The 18494-nt window shown below is 72.1% G+C and carries 15 protein-coding genes; 9 read left to right on the forward strand and 6 right to left on the reverse strand.

Going from position 1 to position 18494, the window contains the following annotated elements:
• Positions 1–259 precede the first annotated feature (259 nt).
• Positions 260–1066: a glycoside hydrolase family 16 protein gene (locus DEJ23_RS09020; RefSeq protein WP_111239934.1), complete on the forward strand. Its 807-nt coding sequence runs from the start codon at positions 260–262 to the stop codon at positions 1064–1066.
• Positions 1067–1234: 168 nt separating this feature from the next.
• Positions 1235–1504 carry a hypothetical protein gene (locus DEJ23_RS09025; protein ID WP_111239935.1) on the forward strand — a complete coding sequence of 90 codons (270 nt, stop codon included), beginning with the start codon at positions 1235–1237 and terminating at the stop codon, positions 1502–1504.
• Between the two features lie 27 nt (positions 1505–1531).
• Here DEJ23_RS09025 and DEJ23_RS09030 read toward each other — a convergent pair whose 3' ends face one another.
• Complete coding sequence (locus tag DEJ23_RS09030; protein ID WP_111239936.1) at positions 1532–1948, reverse strand: VOC family protein; 417 nt, start codon at positions 1946–1948, stop codon at positions 1532–1534.
• A gap of 39 nt (positions 1949–1987) precedes the next feature.
• On the reverse strand, positions 1988–2563 hold the full coding sequence (locus DEJ23_RS09035; RefSeq protein WP_181429194.1) for a TetR/AcrR family transcriptional regulator: 576 nt from the start codon (positions 2561–2563) through the stop codon (positions 1988–1990).
• A 67-nt stretch (positions 2564–2630) separates the two neighbouring features.
• On the opposite strand from DEJ23_RS09035, the gene DEJ23_RS09040 reads away from it, so the two are divergent.
• Positions 2631–3389, forward strand: coding sequence for an SDR family NAD(P)-dependent oxidoreductase (locus DEJ23_RS09040; RefSeq protein WP_111239937.1), 759 nt, complete (start codon positions 2631–2633; stop codon positions 3387–3389).
• 117 nt (positions 3390–3506) lie between these two features.
• Here the strand turns inward: DEJ23_RS09040 and DEJ23_RS09045 are convergent, their stop codons facing one another.
• The 3 genes from DEJ23_RS09045 to DEJ23_RS09055 form a co-directional block, all read right to left on the reverse strand.
• A complete protein-coding gene (locus tag DEJ23_RS09045) occupies positions 3507–4907 on the reverse strand; it encodes a hypothetical protein (protein WP_111239938.1) in 1401 nt (466 codons plus the stop codon).
• 171 nt (positions 4908–5078) lie between these two features.
• Positions 5079–5669 (reverse strand): TetR/AcrR family transcriptional regulator, encoded by a 591-nt coding sequence (locus DEJ23_RS09050; RefSeq protein WP_111239939.1) that lies wholly within the window; start codon positions 5667–5669, stop codon positions 5079–5081.
• 133 nt (positions 5670–5802) lie between these two features.
• Positions 5803–8016 (reverse strand): MDR family MFS transporter, encoded by a 2214-nt coding sequence (locus DEJ23_RS09055; protein ID WP_111239940.1) that lies wholly within the window; start codon positions 8014–8016, stop codon positions 5803–5805.
• 182 nt (positions 8017–8198) lie between these two features.
• Here DEJ23_RS09055 and DEJ23_RS09060 point away from each other — a divergent pair, with 182 nt between their 5' ends.
• Together DEJ23_RS09060 and DEJ23_RS09065 are read left to right on the forward strand one after the other, a co-directional pair.
• Complete coding sequence (locus tag DEJ23_RS09060) at positions 8199–10019, forward strand: DEAD/DEAH box helicase (protein WP_111239941.1); 1821 nt, start codon at positions 8199–8201, stop codon at positions 10017–10019.
• A gap of 133 nt (positions 10020–10152) precedes the next feature.
• Positions 10153–11484: a fibronectin type III domain-containing protein gene (locus tag DEJ23_RS09065; RefSeq protein ID WP_181429195.1), complete on the forward strand. Its 1332-nt coding sequence runs from the start codon at positions 10153–10155 to the stop codon at positions 11482–11484.
• A 92-nt stretch (positions 11485–11576) separates the two neighbouring features.
• Here DEJ23_RS09065 and DEJ23_RS09070 read toward each other — a convergent pair whose 3' ends face one another.
• Positions 11577–12506, reverse strand: coding sequence for an NAD-dependent epimerase/dehydratase family protein (locus DEJ23_RS09070; RefSeq protein WP_111239943.1), 930 nt, complete (start codon positions 12504–12506; stop codon positions 11577–11579).
• Between the two features lie 121 nt (positions 12507–12627).
• Here DEJ23_RS09070 and DEJ23_RS09075 point away from each other — a divergent pair, with 121 nt between their 5' ends.
• The 4 genes from DEJ23_RS09075 to opgC all read left to right on the forward strand — a co-directional run bounded on the left by DEJ23_RS09075 (position 12628) and on the right by opgC (position 18437).
• Entirely contained in the window at positions 12628–13413 is a 786-nt protein-coding gene (locus DEJ23_RS09075) for a TetR/AcrR family transcriptional regulator (RefSeq protein WP_111239944.1), read from the forward strand.
• Between the two features lie 82 nt (positions 13414–13495).
• On the forward strand, positions 13496–15523 hold the full coding sequence (locus DEJ23_RS09080) for a glycosyltransferase (protein WP_111239945.1): 2028 nt from the start codon (positions 13496–13498) through the stop codon (positions 15521–15523).
• Complete coding sequence (locus DEJ23_RS15685; RefSeq protein ID WP_111239946.1) at positions 15520–15933, forward strand: ATP-binding protein; 414 nt, start codon at positions 15520–15522, stop codon at positions 15931–15933. The genes DEJ23_RS09080 and DEJ23_RS15685 overlap by 4 nt, the downstream gene beginning before the upstream one ends.
• On the forward strand, positions 15921–18437 hold the full coding sequence (gene opgC / locus DEJ23_RS09090; RefSeq protein ID WP_146240244.1) for an OpgC domain-containing protein: 2517 nt from the start codon (positions 15921–15923) through the stop codon (positions 18435–18437). Before DEJ23_RS15685 ends, opgC begins: the two co-directional genes overlap by 13 nt.
• Positions 18438–18494: the final 57 nt, after the last annotated feature.

Consider the following 18494-nt stretch of genomic DNA (forward strand, 5'->3'; position numbering starts at 1 on the left):
GGACCACCGGTGCCCGGACGCCGGAGATCGTGTAACATACTCCGGTCGTGATCGCCGGATGCCGGGGATCCCGCTGTGATCAGGCCGTCCTGCCCGCTTCCCCGGGCAACGAGGTTCGCGGGTCCCCGACGACCAACCAACCGGCGATGCACTGACGTCTGCCCTTCCCGAGCCGATACGGCAGGGCACACACCGAGCACCACCACCACCTCCGCCGACGTCACCCACCGTCGGCGAACGTAGGCAGGAGCGCCGCCTTTTGAAGACCTCGATCGTCGCCGTACTCACCGTCGCCGTGCTCGCCGCCGGCGCCGTCGTCGACACGTCGACCCCCGCCCCCGCGTCCGCGGCCACCCGCGAGACACGGTCCGCACCGAGGGGTGACGTCGTCTCGTACGGCCGCACCTGGAAGCAGACGTACCGGCAGGACTTCGGCACCGTCGCACCCCTCGGGACGTTCGCGGCGAAGTACCCGCGGATGGGCCTGTACGACGGGTTCTCCGACACGAGCGGCCAGGGGCGGTACACGCCGTCGAAGGTGCTGAGCGTGCAGAACGGCGCGCTCGACTTCTGGCTGCGGTCGGACCGGGGTCAGCCCCTCACCGCCGCTGTCATGCCGGACGGGTACAAGCCGCACCGCACGGGTCGGGTGTCGATCCGCTACAAGACCACGAAGACGCCGGGCTACAAGTTCGTGGGGCTCCTCTGGCCCACGAGCGACGACTGGAACGAGGGGGAGATCGACTGGCCCGAGGCGCCGCTCGGTGGCAAGCCGCGTCCCGCCTCGGCGGTCCCCGGCAGCCTGACGGCGCGGGGCATGTCGTTCCAGCCGGAGCGTGAGGTCTTCGCAGCGACCGACACGACCAAGTACCACGTCGCCACCACCGAGTGGGACGAGGAGGTGGTGCGCTTCTACTGGGACGGCAAGCGGGTCGCCTCGACGACGAAGGCCGTCCCGACGGCACCGATGCGCATCACCCTGCAGGCCGAGACCGACATCGGCGTGCGGGTCCCGGCGACCGCCTCGGGGCACGTGAGCATCGACTGGATCGCGATCTACGACTGACGGACGGGAGGCACGGTGCAGGTGGGCCGGTCCGCTCGCCTGCACCGCGCCTCCCGGACGTATCCGTCGTGGGCCGGACGGTCTGGGGGCGTGCAGGTGTGCTTCGGGAGCACGTCCCGCGAGGGCGGCCCTGGACGTGCTCCCGCTGCACGTCCGTAGGCTCGCGCCATGGCTGACTTCACCGCGGCGCAGGCCGCCGTCGTCCGGATCGAGCGTGCCGAGGAGGGGCGCTGGGACCTGACGGTCATCAGCGACTCCGGGGTGCGGATGGGGCACGGTGTGCACCTGTTCGACGCCGGGTCGGACGACGCCGAGGACGAGCGGGCCGCGGCACTCGACTTCGTGCGCGAGTACGGCTTCCGCTTCGAGCGCGACGCCGTCGTGGCGGACGGCCCGGACGCGTTCTGGGCGCCCCTGCTGCCGCTCGACGCCGCCTAGCACCGGGCGGGGCGATCCCGTCGGGGATCAGTCGTCCAGCGCCGAGCGTTCGAAGCCGACGAGCCAGGTGACCCCGAACGCGTCGCGCACCGTGCCGTCCCAGTCGCCCCACGGGCGCTCCTGCAGGGCGTCGACCACGGTGCCGTCCGTCGCGAGGTCGGCGAACCACCGGCGGAGCACGTCCGGCGTGTCCGCACCGAGCACCGAGAACAGCAGGCCCGTCGCCGTGAAGGGCGTGTCGCTCGGTCCGGCGTCGGCGGCGAAGAGCCGGACAGTGCCGACCAGTTCGCCGTGTGCGACCGCCTCGGGCGGGCCGTCGTCGCGCTGGAGGTCGCCGTACGAGGCGATCCGGACCTCGCCCCCGAAGACCTGCTGCCAGCGTGCGAGTGCCACCCGGGCGGTGCCGGGGAGCACGAGGTACGGGGTCGGTCCGCTGCCGTCCATGCGCAGACGGTACCGCTGGAGACGCCAGCTGGCCAGGGGTCAGAGCATGTCGAGAGCGTCTGCGACGGCGTCCGCCGGGTGCCCGCCGGGCTGCTCGGCCCACCAGGAGAGGGCGGCGTCCGCTGCGGCGACGAACGTGCTCGCCCGGACCGCTGCCCGGAGGTCGTCGCGGGGGAGTCCGTCGCGGTCCGCGACGAACCGGAGGACGGTCTCCGTCAGGCGTGCCTGTGCGTCCGCACCGCCAGGGGCGAGACTCGGGTTCGCGCGGATCACCCGGAGACGGTGGCGTGTCGTCTCGACCGCCTCCTCGGGGAAGGTCGCACCGGTCCGGAACGCGGCGCGGAGTGCGTCGATCGACGGTTCGTCCGCAGGTCGCTCGCGCAGCGCCGTCGTGAAGCGCTCGGCGAACTCGGCCAGGCCGCCCCACACCAGGTCGGCCTTGCTCGGGAAGAGACGGAACAGCGAGCGACGGCTCACGCCGGTGGCCTCGGCGACGTCGGCCATCGAGACCAACTCGAACCCCTGTTCCTCGAACATGCGGAGCGCCACCAGTGAGACCGCCTCGGGGTCGATCGTACGCGGGCGTCCGGTCGGGCGGGACGGCGACGCTTCCATGGCATCCTTTCGGCACTGAGTGCTACAACTGTGTCGCGCAGTGAGCGCATCTCGACGAGGAGGAACCATGAGCGACACCACGGCCGGACGGTTCACCGGCAGGACCATCATCGTCACCGGAGCAGGGTCCGGCATCGGACGCGCCACCGCGACGCGCATCGTGCAGGAGGGCGGACGCGTCGTCGCGACCGACGTCGTCGCCGAGCGACTCGAAGCCCTGCGCGGGGAGCTCGGGCCGTCCGGGCTGGAGACGGTGGTGGGCGACGTGGCCGCCGCCGAGACCATCGACGCCGTGCTCGCCGCCGCGGGTGACCGCGTGGACGGGCTCGCGAACGTCGCCGGCATCATGGACGCGTTCCTGCCGCCGAGCGAGGTCGACGACGCCACGTGGGAGCGCGTGTTCAGCGTCAACGTGACGGGTCCGATGCGGCTGACGCGCGCCGTCCTGCCGCTGATGATCGGTGCCGGGAAGGGCACGATCGTCAACGTCGCCTCCGAGGCTGCGCTCCGGGGTTCCGCCGCCGGTGCCGCCTACACCTCGTCCAAGCACGCGATCGCCGGCTTCACCAAGAGCGTCGCCTTCTTCCACGGGCCGCAGGGCATCCGGGCGAACGCGGTCGCACCGGGCGCCGTCGCGACGAACATCGAGGCACCGATGCGCAGCGAGTACGCGGCGGGACGGGTCGGTCCGCTCATGCAGGTCGCGATCCCGCCGGTGGCGCAGCCGGAGGAGCTCGCGGCGGCCATCACGTGGCTGCTGAGCGACGACTCCGCCAACGTCAACGGCGTCGTGCTCCCGAGCGACGGCGGGTGGTCCGCGGTCTGATCCCGGTGGGCACACCCGAGACGCCGCGGGTACGCCGAGACGCCGCTGTCCCGTCGAGACGCCACCGGGAGTGGCGGCGTGTCGACGGGGCAGCGGCGTCTCGTGTCGCGGCTCGGATCAGGCGCGGTGACGGCTCCGACGGACACGGCGGAGGCCGAGCAGCGCGGCCCCTGCGGCGAGCAGCGCCGCGGCCCAGCCGACCGGCGCAGCCGTGTCGGTACCGGTCCAGGCGAGCTCGCGCGTCGCGGCGGGCGTCGTGCCGCTGACGACCGGTGCGGCGACGGCGTCGGCCGCGGTGGGTGTGACCCGGAGCACGGGCACGGTGCCGCCGTCCTGCGGGGCGGGGTCGACCGGCGCCGGGTCGAGCGGCGACGTGTCGACGGGCGGCGTGTCGACCGGCGGCAGGGGATCGGTGGGCTCGGTCGGCGTCGTGGGGGTCTCGGCGGTGCCGTCGACGACCTCGATCGTGAACTCCGTGCAGACCCCGTCGACCGACACCCAGATGGTGTGCGTCGAGGCGTGCGTGAACGTCACCGTGAAGCCGTCCGCGCCGCGCACGACCTGGTCGGAGTCCTCGCTCGCCCAGACCTCCGCCCGGTCGGTGGCGTTCGTGGTGTTGTCGTACTGGTCGATGGTCCACGGGACGAGGGTGACGGAGCCGCCGAGCGGCACCGAGATCGGGCCCGGGTCGACGGAACCGTCGCTCGCGACCCAGGTGTACGAGCCGTCGGGCGCGGCCGGGACGCCGTGCACGACGACGCCGACACCGACGACCGCGGCCGGTTCGACCGTCTGCCGCACCCACTGCGACGCGGTGCCGTGCTCGTTCGTCGCGGTCACCCGCACCGTGAAGGTGCCGGCGGAGGTCGCGGTGCCCTCGAGGACGCCGTCGTGGAAGGCCAGTCCGGCGTCCAGGGCGACGTCGGTGCCCTCGACCGTGGTGAGCGTGTAGGTCGCGCCCGCGGCATCGTTCGCGCGCAGGTCGGCGGAGAAGGACTCGCCGGCACGGACGGTCGGCAGCACCCTCGGCGACGACGCGCTCGCACCCTCGGCGTAGGACGGGGCGGACGCGTCGTCCGGGGCCGCCGCGACGACCTCGGTGTCGGTGGGGCCGTCGGCCGCCGGCGCTGCGGTCGCCGGTGCCTCCGGGGTGGGGGCCGGTGCGGGGACCGCATCACCAGCCGGACCGGCGTCGCCCGTGCTGGCCGGGGCCGGGACGGAGGGTGCGACGGTCGAGGGCGCGGCGGTCGACGGATCTGCGGACGTCGGGGCTGCGGACGTCGGGTCTGCTGACGTCGGTTCTGCGGTCGAGGACGTGCCGGGTGCTGCGGGCGCGGCCACGCTGCCGACCCCGGAGGTGTCCGGTGTCGACGACGACGACACTGTCGACGCCGACACGGGCTCGGTGGCGTCCGTGGCCGCGACGGCCGGCAGGACGCCGAAGGCGGTGGTGACCAGCACGGTGCCGGTCGCTGCGGTGATGAGCGCCGCGGAACGGCAGCTCGGAACGTGCTTCATCGGTGCTCCTCGCGGATCCCCGTGCGTCGGATGACCGTGCCGGGACCGGACGTCGGGTACGTCCGGTGCTGCGAGCGTAGGCACGCAGCGGTCGTCGCAGAGCGGGTCCTGCGGGTTGCCGAACACACCCTGTGGAACCACGCAGCACCGCGGCTTCCCGCAACGTCGCCGTCAGGCGGAGGCCAGCGCGCCCATCTCCGCCACGACCGACCGCAGCTTCGCCGCGAGCTCCTCGCTGTCGCCGACCGTGTCGCGGTGCGCGACCTCGGACAGTGCGGACAGCACCAGGCCGACGGCGGTACGGGCGGTCTGCTCGTCGGTGCGCGAGGACACCGTCGCCATCAGCGACTGCCGTGACTCGGCCATCCACTGCATGACCATCGGCGCCATCTCGGGCCGGAGCACGAGGAGCTCCTTCATCCGCCGCCGGTCCTGCGACAGCGGGACGGTCGCGGCGATGAGCGTGCAGAGGTCGTCGACGAGCCGCCCGTCCGCCCCGGCGAACCGCGCCGCCGCCCACTCCGGGACCTCGACGGTGTCCAGGCCGAGTGCCGCGTGTGCCTTCGACGTGAAGTAGTTGAAGAACGTCCGCGGCGAGACGTCGGCGTCGCTGCAGATCTGTTCGACGGTGACGCCGTCGAGACCGTGCTCGGACACGAGCGTGAGGGCGGCGTCGTGGAGCGCCTGCCGGGTCTGCTGCTTCTTCCGCTCGCGCAGCGTGCACGGCGCGGTGACCGGCTCCGGTGCTGCTGTGGTGCTCACGTGCACTCCTGTGGTGCTGGGGGCCGCCCGGTCGACCGCTGCTGGAGTCGTCCGTCCGGGGGCCCGGGTCTGCCGGTGGGGCCGGCGGGGGAGGGCCGCCCGCGTCCGGTGAGGGACGCGGGCGACCCGGGGGTCACCGACGCTGGGTCGGCGTGGAGCCGGTCATCGGCCCGGTGAACGATCCGGCCTCGGCCGCGGCGAGTCCGGCGCGGGCCTCGAGCTCGGCCTCGGGGGACGCCTCGTCGGAGGACGAGGACGACCCGTTGGCGGCGTCGTGCTGCTCCTGCAGTGCCGAACGCTGGCGCAGCGGCGGCACGCGGAAGAACCACGTGAGCACGAACGCGAGCAGGATCACGCCGAGACCGACCCAGTAGATCGTCACGGACGAGGCGTTGAAGCCCGCCATGAAGGGCCGGGTGAGGCGGCTGTCGGCGCCGGTCAGGAACGAGGTGTCGTTCGTGCTCGTCGCAGCCGAACCCGAGCCGCTGCCGTCCTCGATCTGCTCCGCGAGCTCCGGCGTCAGCTGGTCGACCCAGTACGAGCGCTGCGCGGCGTCCGACCAGTCGACGGACACGGTGCCGTCCTGCACGCTCGCGTGCGCCTCGTCAGCCACGGCGTCGAGGGCAGCGGACTCGGCAGCCGGGGTGGCCGCTGCGACCTGCTGGTCGATGATGCCCTGCGCCGCGGCTGCGGGCACGGCACCGGCGGCGACCTGCTGCTGCACGGCCGCGGTGACCTGCTGCGTGACGGCCTGGTCCGCGGCCTGCTTCGCCTGCGCCGAGGCGTCGTCGAGCTGCGACTGGACGGTCTGCTGCAGCGGCGTGGTGATCGGGGCCCAGATCTGGTCGATCGCACCCTGGTTCGCCGCCTTGCTCGCGACCGCCGGGTCGAGCGCCGCGGAGAGCGCGGGCTTGAGGTCGGCCTGGTTCGCGGTCGCGGACAGGATGTTGTTCGGCATGACCGAGAACAGGATCGACAGGAGCACGGCGGTGCCGAGCGTGCCGCCGATCTGGCGGAAGAACGTGGCCGACGAGGTGGCCACACCCATGTCACGCGCCTCGACCGAGCCCTGTGAGGCCAGGGTCAGCGACTGCATGACCGAACCGAGCCCGAGACCGATGAGGAACATGCCGATCATGAGGAACCAGAGCGGCTTGTCGATGGTCATGAAGGTCAGGACGACGTAGCCGGTGGACACCAGGAAGGTGCCGATGACCGGGAAGATCCGGTAGCGGCCGACGCGGGCGACGATCTGCCCCGAGACGATCGACGCGATCATCAGGCCGCCGACGAGCGGCAGCGTGGCGAAGCCGGACTCGGTGGGGGTCAGGCCGACGACGATCTGCAGGTAGAGCGGGATGGTCAGCATGGCGCCGAACATCGCGAAGCCGACCAGGAAGCCGATGACCGTCGCCATCGAGAACGTGCCGGAGCGGAAGAGCCCGAGCGGGATGATCGCCGCGTCGCCCATCTTCGACTCGATGAGCAGCAGGGCCACGAGACCCGCGGCACCGATCACGTAGCAGGCGATGGCGGCGGGGGAGTCCCAGCCCCAGGTGCGGCCCTGTTCGGCGACCAGCAGCAGCGGGACGAGCGTGACGATGACCGCCGTGGCGCCCCACCAGTCGACCTTCGGCTTGTCGCCCGTGCCGTGCACCTTCGGCAGGTGCAGGAAGACGATGACCATGATGAGCGCGGCGATGCCGATCGGCACGTTGATGAGGAGCACCCAGCGCCAGCCGGTGATCCAGAGGATCTCGGAGGAGCCGGCGAGCAGACCGCCGATGAGCGGGCCGATGACCGACGAGATGCCGAAGACGGCGAGGAAGTACCCCTGGTACTTCGCGCGCTCACGCGGCGCGAGGATGTCGCCCATGATCGCGAGCGGCAGCGACATGAGCGCGCCGGCGCCGACGCCCTGCACGGCGCGGAAGGCCGCGAGCATGAGCATCGAGGTGGACATCGAGGACAGCACGGCGCCGAGGATGAACACGACGATGCCGAAGATGTAGAGCGGACGACGCCCGAAGATGTCGGAGAGCTTGCCGTAGATCGGCGTCGCGATCGTCGAGGTGATCAGGTAGGCGGTGGTCACCCAGGCCTGCTGGTCGAGACCGTGCAGGTCGTCGCCGATGGTGCGGATGGCCGTACCGAACACCGTCTGGCCGAGGGACGACAGGAACATGCCCGCCATCAGGCCGTAGATCACGAGGAGGATCTGGCGGTGCGTCATGAGCGGCTGCTGGCCGGGGGCTCCGGGCGCGGGTGCGCCGGTCGCTCCGGCCGCCGCGTCGGGCCCGGCGGCGTGGCGGCCGGGCTGCACCGGGACGGGTGCGGTGGCGGTCATCGAACTCCTTTTTCGTACTGTGTAATTTTGCAGACCGCGCAACGATACCTCGATTGGTTCCACACTGCAACTAGTTCCCGCGCTCGACGGGACGGCCTGGAGGCACGTGGCGGGCTGGCCACGCGCCTCCCGTCCGCCACCACGCGTCAGCACGCGCGCGCCATCCGAGATACCGTTTCCGCATGAGCACGGACACCGCCACCACCACCGAGACCACCGACGAGGGGCCCGTGGTGACCTTCGCCGACCTCGGCCTGAGCGACCCGGTGCTCAAGGCCGTCAGGGACATCGGCTACGAGACCCCCTCCGCGATCCAGGAGGCCACGATCCCGACGCTGCTCGAGGGGCGCGACGTCGTCGGCCTCGCGCAGACGGGTACCGGCAAGACCGCGGCGTTCGCGCTGCCGATCCTGTCCCGCATGGAGTCGGGCAGCAAGGTGCCGCAGGCCCTCGTGCTGTCGCCGACCCGCGAGCTCGCGCTCCAGGTCTGCGAGGCGTTCGAGCAGTTCGCGTCGCACATGAAGCACGTGCACGTCCTGCCGGTCTACGGCGGCCAGGCGTACGGCGTGCAGCTGTCCGCACTGCGCCGCGGCGTCGACGTCGTCGTCGGCACGCCCGGTCGCATCATGGACCACATCGCGAAGGGCACGCTCGACCTGTCCGAGCTGAAGTACCTCGTGCTCGACGAGGCCGACGAGATGCTCAAGATGGGCTTCGCCGAGGACGTCGAGACGATCCTCGCCGAGACCCCGGACGACAAGCAGGTCGCGCTGTTCTCGGCCACGATGCCCGCGCAGATCCGCCGCATCTCGCAGCAGTACCTGACCGACCCGTCCGAGATCACGGTCAAGACGAAGACGAAGACCGCCGCGAACATCACGCAGCGCTACCTCATGGTGTCGTACCCGCAGAAGGTCGACGCCCTCACCCGGATCCTCGAGGTCGAGGACTTCGAGGGCATGATCATCTTCGTCCGCACGAAGAGCGAGACCGAGACGCTGGCCGAGAAGCTCCGCGCCCGCGGCTACGCCGCTGCGGCCATCAGCGGTGACGTCGCGCAGGCCCAGCGCGAGCGGACGGTGAACCAGCTGAAGTCCGGCAAGCTCGACATCCTCGTCGCGACCGACGTCGCCGCCCGCGGCCTGGACGTCGACCGGATCACGCACGTCGTGAACTTCGACATCCCCGTCGACATCGAGTCCTACGTGCACCGCATCGGCCGCACCGGCCGCGCGGGCCGCAAGGGCGACTCCATCAGCTTCGTCACCCCGCGTGAGCGCCGCCTGCTCTCGGCGATCGAGCGCCACACCAAGCAGCCGCTGACGCAGATGCAGCTGCCGACGATCGACGACGTGAACGAGACGCGCCTGACCCGCTTCGACGACGCGATCACCGCGGCGCTCGAGCAGCAGGACCGCATCGAGAAGTTCCGTGAGGTCATCGCGCACTACGTCCGGAACCACGACGTGCCGGCCGAGGACGTCTCCGCGGCGCTCGCCGTCGTGGCGCAGGGGGACTCGCCGCTGCTCCTCGACCCCGCGGACGACCAGCTCCGCAACCAGGTCGAGCGCGACGGGCGTCGGGGTGAGCGTCGTGACCGCGACGACGACCGCGGCGGCCGCGAGGACCGTGGTCCGCGTCGCTCGCAGCCGATGACCGCGTACCGCATCGAGGTCGGGCGACGTCAGCGCGTCGAACCGCGTCAGATCGTCGGCGCCCTCGCGAACGAGGGCGGCCTGCGCCGGGACGACTTCGGCGCGATCCAGATCCGCCCCGACTTCTCCATCGTCGAACTGCCCGAGGACATGGACCCGGGCGTGCTCGACCGGCTGTCGGACACCCGGATCAGCGGGAAGCTCATCGAGATCAAGCCCGACCGCCGCGGTGGAGCGCGCCGGTACGACCGCGACGACCGTGGTCCGCGCGGGCCCCGTCGTGACGACCGTCCGCGCCGCGACGACGACGGGGACGACCGCCAGTTCCGGAAGCCCCGCCACCGCTGACGCCGGCCCTCGCGGTTGCGGGGTCCCGCACCGGTCCCGCACGATCCGCGGTGCCGCTCGGCGCGCCGCGTCCGCCGGTGCTTCGCTGTCCCCAGCGCGGTTCGACGAACCGCCCCGAGGACGGGGGCCCACCGTGTTCCGAGCCGTACTGACCGCACTCGTGGCCGTGGCCCTGGTGGTCGGGGGCGTCTCCCCGGCGACCGCTGCACCGACGAAGCGGGGCGCGGTGCCGGGAGCGCCGACCGCGGTCCGGGTGGCCGGGTCCGCCGACGGCGCGATCGTGACCTGGGGCGCGCCCCGCTCGGGCGCGAGGATCACGGGGTGGAAGGTCGCGATCACCCCGGCCGAGGACCAGCCGGACCGCGGCGTCGACCGGCTGCCCGCGTCGGCGCGGTCCGACCGGTTCGGTCACCTGACGCCCGGCACCGAGTACCGCTTCGCCGTCCGTGCCGTGGGCGCGAAGCGCACCGGTCCGGCCGTCACCGTGCGCTACACGGCGCCGGTGTCCGTGGCGACCGTGCAGTCGCTCTTCGCCCTCGACGAGTCCGGCGCCGTCCTGCGCTTCCCGACGACGGGTCGCGGCGCCGGACGTGTCGTCGTGCCGACCGGCGGCGAGGGCTTCACGGCCGACGACCTCGGCGACGTCTTCGTGCCGTCCGCCGACCGCTCGGCTATCACGATGCACCCGGCGCACGGCGGTCCTGCTCGGACGATCGCGTCCGGGCTGCGCCTGACGGCCGACCTCCGCTCCGACGTCGCCGGCAACCTGTACTGGGTCGACTCGGTCTCCGGGGCGATCACGAAGCTCCCCGTGACCGGCGGTGCACCCGTGGTCGTGCTGCCGTCGTCCGGCGTGGACTGGGCGGTCGGCCGCGACGGCACGGTCGCCGTCTTCTCGACGACGTCGCCGCAGGCGCCCACCGCGACGGTCACGACCGTGCGCGCCGACGGTGTCCGCACGACCCGCACCGTGGACCAGCCGAGCCACGCCGGGTTCTCGGCGCTCCTGGCGGACGGCAGCGGCACGCTCTACCTCGACTACTGGACGACGGGGGCCTCCGGCGCGACGACGTGGTGGGCCTTGCCCGCCGGCTCGAGCGCGCTCGTGCGCGCCTCGCCCCGCCTGGCGTTCGACCACGCCGCCGTCAACGACCGGTCCTTCGTGCTCGCGCAGTCGGCCGAGTGGTGCGCCGCACCCGCGGAGAACCGACCCGGCGGTTGCGGTGTCGACAAGACCCTGGCCGACCTGGTCACGCGCGACGCCGCCGGGGGGACCACGGAGCAGACGACGAGCGGCGTGGCGTCCCCGGGTCGCGGGGTCCACATCGGCGCGGCAGACGCCGAGGGCGACCTGTTCCTCGCGGTCGGGTCCGGCGCGACGCCCGGCCTCTGGCGGCTGTCGGCGGACGGTGGTCCGGCGCAGCAGCTCGCCACCGGGTGGTACCCGACACTGCTCGTCATCTGACCGGAGGGGCCGGACCGGTCGCGTCGCCGAGGCGGCGTGGCTGCACGACGGCGGCGCGTCGCGGGGCGCGCCGCGCCTCCCGTCCGTCCCGCTCAGGCCGTGAGCCCGTCCACGGTGCGGCGGCAGACCTCGTCCCACGGCGTCGGCTCCATGCCGAAGTGCGCACGGGCGGCCCGGTCGTCGACGACGTAGGGCGCGGTCCACTGGTACCCGAGCTGTGCGACCTCGCGCATGAAGGGCACGACCACCCCGGTGGCGCGGAGCAGCCCGATCGGCAGGGACCGCACCCGCACCGCGGGGCGGCCCGCCGAGCGGAGCACCTCGGTCAGGACCTGCTCCTGGGTGCGTGGAGCGTTGGTCGGCACGATCCAGGTCCTGCCGTGCGCCTGCTCGTCGTCGACGGCCGCGACGAGCAGTCGGGCGACGTCGCCGACGTCCGTGTACGAGTGCGGTTGGTCGGACCGGCCGATCACGGTGACCGCCTTCCCTCGGAGGGCGGCCGGGAGCACGCGCGAGACGTGCCCGTTCTGCCCGGTGCCCGGGCCGACGTAGTCCGCACCGCGGACCTCCACCGCACGGATCCGCCCTGCGCGGTGCGCGGCCAGGGCGTCCGCCCACATCCGTGCGCGCAGGACGCCCTTGTGGTCGGTCGCCGCGTCGGGCAGTCCCTCGTGCATCGGACCGTCGACGGGTCCGTACGGGTAGAGGTTGCCGGTGATCGCGTAGACGGCGCCCGTCCGCTCGGCGGTGGTGAGCAGCGCGGTCGCGAGCGGCGGCCAGACGCGCTCCCACTGCGTGTAGTCGCCGGGGTTCGCGCAGTTGTGCAGCGCCGCTGCGCCCTCGGTCACGGCCGTGAGGGCGTCGGCGTCGGCGGCGTCGAGCGCGACGTGCCGGACGCCGGCCAGGCCGGTGTCGCGCCCGGAGCGGGTCACGACGACGACCTCGTCACCCCGTCCGGACAGCAGGGCTGCGGTGTGGCGGCCGACGGGGCCGGCGCCGACGACGACGTGGTGACGGGACATGGTTCCTCCTGGGCGATTGGGAGAGCGGTGCTCTCGGAAGTCATGATGCAGTGTCCGCGACCCGATTGCAAGAGCGGTGCTCTCGATTGTGTGCACTGCTCTCCCGTGGCAGGCTGGAACGATGGTGGAGAAGGCCCCGACCGCCCGGTCCCTGGCACGCGAGGCCGTGCACGCGAGCATCCTGGCCGCGGCGCGTGCCCGCCTGACCCAGGAGGGCCCGGCGCAGCTCAGCCTGCGCGCCGTGGCCCGTGACGTGGGCATGGTCTCGTCCGCGGTCTACCGGTACTTCCCGAGCCGCGACGACCTGCTCACCGCACTCCTCGTGCTCGACTACGACGAGCTCGGCGCCGCGGTCGAGACCGCCGAGGCCCCCGTCGACCGCGACGACCACGTCGGTCGCTGGGTCGCCGCGTGTCGGGCGGTCCGGCAGTGGGCGGTCGGACACCCCGGCGACTTCGCGTTGCTCTACGGCTCGCCGGTGCCGGATTACGTCGCGCCCCAGGACACGATCGAGCCCGCGTCCCGCACGACCCACGTGCTCGTCCGCGTGGTCACCGACGCGTGGGCGGACGTCGCCGGGTCCGACCTGCCCCCGGACTGGAGGCTCGGTGCCGGCCCGTCCCAGGGCACACGACCCGGGACGGCCGCCGCCGTCGCCGACGCCGTCGTTTACACGACGGCGCGCGGCTTCCACGACGACCCCGCACCCGAAGTGGTCCTGCGGACCCTGATCGCCTGGACGACGGTGTTCGGGGTCCTGTCCTTCGAGCTCTTCGGGCACGCGGTCGGATCGGTGTCCGACCCGGAGGCCTACTTCGACGAGGTCGTCGTCCGCCTGGCGCACGACCTCGGTCTCGATCGGACCGTGCGGGGTCGATCTGCTCCCCAGATCGGGGCTGCGGGCTGACAGACGGGCTGCCCCTGCGGTAGACAGGCTGGTACGCAGCGCACTCACCAGCGCTGTCCGGCTGCAGCAGGGAAGGACGCCGATGACCGCGATCGACGTCAGCCGTCAGGATCGTCGCCGACTCACCACCGGCACCTCGCCCCGACGGCTCGCGACCGTGCGCACCGTCGCGCTGCTCGCGTCGATCGCGGGCGTGAACTACGTCGTGTGGCGCTGGGCAGCGTCGGTGAACTGGCACTCGTGGTGGATCGCGGTGCCGCTCATCCTGGCCGAGACCTACAGCGTCATCGACTCGCTCCTCTTCGCGTTCGGGGCCTGGCGCATCCGCGAGCGGGGGGAGCCGCCGACGAAGCCCGACGGGGACGTCACCGTCGACGTCTTCATCACCACCTACAACGAACCGGTCGACCTGGTCGTCCGGACCGCGCGAGCGGCGAAGGCGATCACGCACCCGCACACCACGTGGATCCTCGACGACGGCAACCGCCCCGAGATGCGTGCCGCCGCCGAGTCGCTCGGCATCGGTGTCATCACCCGCGGGGCCGACTGGGTGGACCGCCCGCGGCACGCCAAGGCCGGCAACCTCAACAACGCGCTGCTGGCGACGCAGGGCGAGTTCCTGCTCATCCTCGACGCCGACCAGGTGCCGGAGCCGGCGATCCTCGACCGCACGCTCGGCTACTTCAAGGACCCGGCGATGGCGCTCGTGCAGACGCCGCAGTGGTTCGAGAACGTGCCCGACGCCGACCTGCTCGGCAGCCAGGCGCCGCTGTTCTACGGTCCGATCCAGCAGTCGAAGGACGGCTGGAACGCGGCGTTCTTCTGCGGGTCGAACGCGATCCTCCGGCGCGAGGCGCTCATGCAGCTCGGCGTCACCCGCTACGTGCGCGAGGTCGAGGAGTCCGTCGAGCGCACCATCAAGACCGCTCGGAAGCTGCTCGCCCGGGCACGGGAGACCGAGACCGACCCGCGGGTGCTCGATGCGCTCGACGGGGCGGAGGAGGTCGTCGACCGGGCACGCGAGCAGATCGACCGCGGTGAGCCGCTCGGCGACGTCACCTACGACTTCCAGCGCGGCATCGACGCGATCGCGTACCGGTTCGCCGCCGCCGACCTCGAGTCGGTCCGCCGCGACCTGCAGGAGCTCGCCGCGATGTCGACCGAGGCGGACACCTTCGCCGGGCTCGACGACGCGGCGCTCGACGTGCTCGGTCGACGCGAGGCATCGCCGGTCGCCGCGATCGAGTCCATCGCGGTGCTCGCCCGGGCGCTCGACGTCAACCGCGACGACGAGGCACAGCCGATCATGCCGCTGGCCACCATCTCGGTGACCGAGGACATGGCGACCGCGATGCGCCTGCACGGCCTCGGCTGGAAGTCGGCGTACCACGACGAGATCCTGGCGAAGGGCCTGGCACCGGAGGACCTGCCGACCATGCTCGTGCAGCGGCTCCGCTGGGCGCAGGGCACCATGCAGGTGTTCTTCCGCGAGAACCCGCTCGTGCAGAAGGGCCTGTCGTGGGGCCAGCGGCTCATGTACTTCTCGACGATGTGGAGCTACCTGTCCGGCTTCGCGGCGATCGTCTACATCGCGGCACCGGTCCTCTGCCTGTCGTTCGGCGTGGTGCCGGTCCAGGCGTACAGCGTCGACTTCTTCGTGCGGCTCATCCCGTTCCTCGTGCTCAACCAGCTGCTGTTCTGGGTCGTGGCCGCAGGCAGACCGACCTGGCGCGGGCAGCAGTACTCACTGGCGCTCTTCCCGGTGTGGATCGAGTCCGTCACGAGCGCGTTCGAGAACGTCTTCCGTGGCAAGCCCCTCGGCTTCCGGGTCACGCCCAAGGTCCGCGAGGAGTCCGACCAGCGGCCGCGGTGGGACCTCGTCAAGCCGCAGTTGTACGCGATGGGGGCGCTCGTCGCCGCGCTCGTGATGATCGGGATCCGGTACGCCACCGGACAGGCCGAGGGCATCGCCCCGCTCGTGAACACCGCCTGGGTCGTCTTCGACCTGTTCATCTTCAGCATCGTGATCCGCGCGGTGCTCTACCGGGGACCCGGACCGGGCACCGTGCAGTCCGAGCACGAGTCCTCGACGGCAGGAGGCCCGCTGTGACCGACCACCACGTGACCTTCGACGTGCCCGCCGTCGCCGAGTCCCTCGACGTCGTCCAGGACCGGTTCGGCGCGTGGTGGGACACCCTGGGCGTCGACGACCCCCGACTGCGGTTCTCGCTCGAGACCGCGCTGGCCGAGATCGCCGCGAACATCGTCGAGCACACCCGTCGCACCGACGTCGAGGCCGGTCGGGGGTACTCGGTCGACCTCTCGATGACCGACACCGAGCTCCTCGCGGTGCTCACCGACAACGGACGCCCGGCGGACGTCGACCTGTCCGCGGTCACGATGGCCGACGTCGACGAGGAGAGCGGCCGCGGGCTCGCGCTCGCCATCGCCGCGCTCGACCGGCTCGAGCACGAGCACACCGGCGGTCACAACATCTGGACGCTGGCGTGCAACCGGTGAGGAGCGCCCTGGCGAAGGCCGTCGCGTTCCTCGTGGTCGTGGGGACGCTCGTGCTCGGTGGGGCCCTGCCGGCGACGGCGGTCACCGCCCCGCCCTCCGGCGGACTCCTGCCGGCGCAGGGGAAGGCGTGGTACGGGCCCGACCTCGACTGGGGCCCGGACGCGCCGGACGGCTTCGCCGGCCGCCTGGGCGCCGTCCCGTCGATGTACGGCGTCGAGCTCGACTACCCCTTCGACCGCCCTGCCCGCGAACAGTACGACCGCGCGAGCCGCGCCGCCGCCGCGCAGGGCGCCGTGCTCGTCGTGACGCTCACCCCGACGCGGTCGCTCGGGTCCCTGACCCGTGACGACGCGCGCGCCGCGAACCGCCTGTTCGAGCAGGCGCACGGGCAGTACGACACGCAGGTGCTCGTCCGCTTCGCACCGCAGATGAACGGCACCTGGGTCCGGTGGGGGCAGCAGCCGACCGCGTACGTCAGCGCCTTCCGCGCTTTCGCCGACGTCGTGCACGCCGGCGACTCGGACGCAGCGATGGTGTGGTCGCCGTCGTACGGGGCGGGCTACCCGTTCGGCGAGTCCGCGGGACGGCTCGAGGACCTCTCGGCCGTCGACGTGGCCAAGGCCGACACGAACGGCGACGGGCGACTCGACGCGGCCGACGACCCGTACGGACCGTACTGGCCCGGCGCCTCGAGCGTCGACTGGGTCGGCCTGTCGATGTTCTTCTTCGGCAAGGGGAAGTCGACCGAGGCCGCCGGCCGCGACGTCCCGCTCACCCGGAACGAGGCACCTGGGGCAGGCGAGGTGGAGGCCCGCTTCGACGAGACCTGGGGCTACCAGGAGCCGCAGCCCGAGGGGACCTTCACCGAGCGGTTCGCCCGGGGCGAGGACCGCCCGCTGCTGCTCGACACCGGCGCGCTGTACGACCACTCGCTCGACGGCGACAGCCAGCTCGAGGTCAAGCAGTCCTGGTGGCGACAGGTGTTCGCCGCCGTGCAGGACCGGCCCGAGGTGCGCGGGGTGACCTTCCTCGAGACGAACCGTCGCGAGCCCGAGGCCGGCAACCGGGTGGCCGACTGGCGCAACACCGCCGTCCCGGGTGTCGCCGGGTCGTTCCGCACCGACCTGCAGGCGACGGACCGGTTCGAGGGCGGGCCCGTCACCGACCGCGTCACCCCGCAGGACGGCGCCGCCGCCATCAGCCAGGAGTACGAGACCGGCGGCGACCAGATGGCGTGGATCGTCTGGTGCGCCTTCGGTCTGACCGCGGCGTTCCTGCTGAGCGGGCTCGTCGGCCGGCTGCTGCCGAGCTGGCGGTACCCGGACGACGGCAAGCCCGGTCGCGACCTCCGCCTCGACCTGTTCCGCGGCTTCATCATCCTGGCGGTGGTGATCACGCACATCGAGATCGGCGGGCCGTACTCGTACATCACCCTGCACGCGACCGGCGCCATCACCGGAGCCGAGATGTTCGTCTTCCTGTCCGGCATGGTGCTCGGCATGACGTACCCGTTCGCCATCAAGAAGTTCGGCGAGTGGGTCGCGGCCGTCGGTGCGTGGAAGCGTGCTCGCAAGCAGTACCTCGTCACGCTCGGGGTGATCCTGGTCGTCTTCGCGCTGAGCTTCGTGCCCTTCCTGAACACCGACGCGATCACGACCTTCACCGACCGGGGGACCGGCACCGGGGGCGTCGACGCCGAGGGCCGCGTGTACGACCTCTACCCGAACGCCATGCAGCTGCTGGCGTACCCGCCGCCCTGGTACGCCATCCGGCAGTTCCTGCTGCTCGAGATGGGCCCGTGGCCCTTCAACATCATGGGCCTGTTCGTCGTGCTCAGCCTCTTCATCCCGGTGTTCATGTGGGTGATCAAGCGGGGCTTCTGGTGGGCGCTGCTGCTCGTGAGCTGGGCGCTCTACGCGTTCCAGGTGCTCAACCCGGACTTCCGGCCGGTGGGCGCGCAGTTCGAGGGGGTGTTCCCGCTCCTGATCTGGCAGGTCGTGTTCACCCACGGCCTCGTGCTCGGCTACTACCGACGGCAGATCATCACCGCGCTCACCGGACGCCTCGGCAAGGTGCTCGTCGGCATCGGCGTCACCGGGTACGCGCTGTTCCTGGTGTACGTCTGGGCGGCGCACCAGTACGGGTTCACGCCCGTGCCCTTCCCCGCCACGATGTACGAGGACCTGTACAACACGGCGTACCAGCGGGTCGACCTGCAGTGGGGTCGTCTGGTGGACATCGCGTTCTTCGCGATCGTGTCCTACGCGATCCTCACGGTGTTCTGGAAGCCGATCTCGGCGGTGATCGGGTGGCTGTGGATCCCGATCGGTCAGGCCAGCCTGTACGTCTTCGTCTGGCAGGTCTTCTTCGCCCTGGCCATCGCGTCGATCCCCGGTGTCGACTGGTACAACGGCTGGATCGGCTTCGCCGCGCACACGGCTCTGATCCTGCTCGTCTGGTACATGATCCGGAAGAGGTTCCTCTTCTCGGTCATCCCGCGCTGACCCCGCGCACGCGCGGTCGCGGACGGACGGACGGGAGGCGCGGTGCCAGCTGGCACC

It is taken from the genome of Curtobacterium sp. MCSS17_008, assembly GCF_003234185.1.
Taxonomy (GTDB): Bacteria; Actinomycetota; Actinomycetes; order Actinomycetales; family Microbacteriaceae; genus Curtobacterium.

Bases quoted from the DNA above. Each gene is read 5' to 3' on its own strand.
- DEJ23_RS09025 (WP_111239935.1), top strand. From the start codon at position 1,235: ATGGCTGACTTCACCGCGGCGCAGGCCGCCGTCGTCCGGATCGAGCGT.
- DEJ23_RS09030 (WP_111239936.1), bottom strand. From the start codon at position 1,948: ATGGACGGCAGCGGACCGACCCCGTACCTCGTGCTCCCCGGCACCGCC.
- DEJ23_RS09035 (WP_181429194.1), bottom strand. From the start codon at position 2,563: ATGGAAGCGTCGCCGTCCCGCCCGACCGGACGCCCGCGTACGATCGAC.
- DEJ23_RS09040 (WP_111239937.1), top strand. From the start codon at position 2,631: ATGAGCGACACCACGGCCGGACGGTTCACCGGCAGGACCATCATCGTC.
- DEJ23_RS09045 (WP_111239938.1), bottom strand. From the start codon at position 4,907: ATGAAGCACGTTCCGAGCTGCCGTTCCGCGGCGCTCATCACCGCAGCG.
- DEJ23_RS09055 (WP_111239940.1), bottom strand. From the start codon at position 8,016: ATGACCGCCACCGCACCCGTCCCGGTGCAGCCCGGCCGCCACGCCGCC.
- DEJ23_RS09060 (WP_111239941.1), top strand. From the start codon at position 8,199: ATGAGCACGGACACCGCCACCACCACCGAGACCACCGACGAGGGGCCC.
- DEJ23_RS09070 (WP_111239943.1), bottom strand. From the start codon at position 12,506: ATGTCCCGTCACCACGTCGTCGTCGGCGCCGGCCCCGTCGGCCGCCAC.
- DEJ23_RS09075 (WP_111239944.1), top strand. From the start codon at position 12,628: ATGGTGGAGAAGGCCCCGACCGCCCGGTCCCTGGCACGCGAGGCCGTG.
- DEJ23_RS09080 (WP_111239945.1), top strand. From the start codon at position 13,496: ATGACCGCGATCGACGTCAGCCGTCAGGATCGTCGCCGACTCACCACC.